The following is a 2313-nucleotide window of genomic DNA, read 5'->3' as shown; positions in this document are numbered from 1 at the left end:
CCGGGTTGTGCGCGGGGGGGGGGGGGGTTCCCCCCCCCCCCCCCCCCCGCCGGCGGGGGGCGGCCCGGGGTGCGCGGCCCCCGCTTTCGTCCGGCCCCGCGTTCCGCGCATCCCCGTCACGCCCGCGCTCGCTGTCCGCGGCGCGGATCACGCGCGCTCGTGGATGTAGTAGACCCAGACCCCGTCGTCTCCGTCCGCCCACAGCGGGAATCCGCCGTCGAACCGCCGCCACGACAGCCGCGCGCCCGCATCGGCCTCGGCGAGCGCCTCGGCGGCGCCCGGTTCGGCGGTCACCCCGAGCGACTCCTCCTGCCGATCGCAGAACTCGCACTCGTGCACCTTGCGCACCTCGTAGCCGGCCATCCGACGCTCGCTTCCAGGGATTGAACAACGCCTGACGCCATCGTCCCCGGAAACGACTCGGCCGCCGCGACGGGGATCGTCGTGGCGGCCGTGGCCGTGCTCCGGGCCGGCAGGTCCGGGCCGACAGCGGGACTGACTACGAGATGTCCGCGTTGCCCGCCTTCCAGACCTCCCACGGGATGTTCCAGTCACCGAGGCCGTCGGTGCCCGAGAGCGTACCGGCGACGGTGTTCTTCACGATGGCGATGTCGCCGCGCTTGGCGTTCTCGAACACCCACCGGGCGTTGGCCGGGCTGAGGTTCAGGCAGCCGTGGCTGGTGTTGCTGTAGCCCTGCGCGCCCACCGACCACGGCGCCGAGTGGAAGAAGATGCCGCTGTAGGACATGCGCACGGCGTAGTCCACCGGGGTGCGGTAGCCGTCGGGCGAGTTCACCGCGACACCGTAGGTGGAGGAGTCCATCACGATCTTCTCGTGCTTGTCGGCCAGGATGTAGACGCCGTTGTCGGTGGGCGTGCTGTCCTTGCCCATCGAGGTCGGCATCTCCTTGATCACCTCGCCGTTGCGGGTGACGGTCACCATCTTGGTGTTGTCGTCGGCGGTGAAGATCACCGCGTCGCCGATGACGAAGTGCGAGGTGATGTTCTCCTGGCCGTAGAGACCGTCGCCCAGGTTCACGCCGTAGACGTCGACCTCCACGTCGACCCGGGTGCCCGGCGCCCAGAAGTTCTCCGGCCGCCAGCGCACCTCGCGATTGTTCAGCCAGTAGAAGGCGCCCTCGACCGGTGGCGTGGTGGTGATCTTGATGGCCTCCTGGGCCGCTCTGCGGTCGGGGATGTTCTCGTCGAACTGGATGGCCACCGGCTGACCGACACCGACGACCTCGCCCTCGCCGGGGCTCAGGTACGGCTTGGTCTGGTTGTCCGGTGAACTGGTGGTGAAGCTCAGCGTGGCGGAGTTCGCGCCGCCGAGACCGACGGCCTGGGCGGCGAGGGTGTAGGTGCGGCCGTAACCGAGGACCTCGGTGGTCGACCAGCTGCGCCCGTCGGGGGCCAGCTCGCCCTGCACCGCCTTGCCCTGCTCGTTGACCAGCTGGACGTCGGTGAAGCGGCCGTCCTGGACCTCGAAGGTCATCGGCATGCCCGGCGAGACGCCCTTGTCGCCGTCCTTGACCGGCGACAGCAGCTTCGGCTTGATGAGTTCGGTGATCGGATTGCGATCGATGGCGACCGTGGCGTTGTCGCTCGTCGAGGTGGAACACGACGTCAGCGCGAGCGCGAGCACGGCGAGGACGAGCGCGGGAAGGGTGAGCACTCGTGATGTCCGGCGGGTTCTTCGCGCTCGACGCCGACCATGACCACTGCTCATCATCAACCCCATTTCACGTTTCGACACCGTCGGGCACGTTCGAACGACACGTGACGACGGCTGGAATTCGACCGATGCGGAAACTCAACCCACCGCGCGACCGCCCATCGGCCGGTCCGGTCGAGAACCTGACTGTCATTCTGCCAGCCAGGTGGAGGGTGTCCAATGACCGCGCTCACGCCGATGGGTCGCGCCGACGCGCGACGAGAGAAGCTCCCCGGAGAAGGCATCGCGGACACCGTCACCTCCGTTACGGACCGCCACCCGTCCCCGTGTGGACGCCCTCGCATCCCTGCCGCCCCCGCGCGTGACCGGCGCGGCTACCGCGAACAGCGGCAAGGAAAGGGTCTCTGACCAGGCGATTTCACTTCTGCCGCTTCCTGCTGTTAATGTTTGTCCCGCACCGGAACACGGAGCAAGACCGAAACCGGGGCACGCGCCATTAGCTCAATTGGCAGAGCAGCTGACTCTTAATCAGCGGGTTCGGGGTTCGAGTCCCTGATGGCGCACAGTACGAGAAGGGCCCCACCGCGAGACGCGCGGGGCGGTTTAATTTTGGGGACACCCCCGCAAACCCCAATAGG

The 2313-nt window shown here is 68.3% G+C and carries 2 protein-coding genes and 1 tRNA gene; 1 reads left to right on the top strand and 2 read right to left on the bottom strand.

The window, feature by feature from the left end:
- Window positions 1-147: 147 nt before the first annotated feature.
- Window positions 148-363: a hypothetical protein gene (locus QH283_RS20825; protein WP_280504654.1), complete on the bottom strand. Its 216-nt coding sequence runs from the start codon at window positions 361-363 to the stop codon at window positions 148-150.
- Window positions 364-499: 136 nt separating this feature from the next.
- The gene (locus QH283_RS20820) at window positions 500-1729 is read right to left on the bottom strand and encodes a L,D-transpeptidase (protein WP_280504655.1); all 1230 of its coding nucleotides are present in this window, start codon (window positions 1727-1729) and stop codon (window positions 500-502) included.
- A 436-nt stretch (window positions 1730-2165) separates the two neighbouring features.
- On the opposite strand from QH283_RS20820, the gene QH283_RS20815 reads away from it, so the two are divergent.
- Window positions 2166-2238, top strand: a tRNA-Lys gene (locus QH283_RS20815).
- Window positions 2239-2313 lie beyond the last annotated feature (75 nt).

It is taken from the genome of Nocardia farcinica, assembly GCF_029867845.1.
Classification (GTDB): Bacteria; Actinomycetota; Actinomycetes; order Mycobacteriales; family Mycobacteriaceae; genus Nocardia; species Nocardia farcinica_A.
This window is presented reverse-complemented; position numbering and strand designations above follow the sequence as displayed.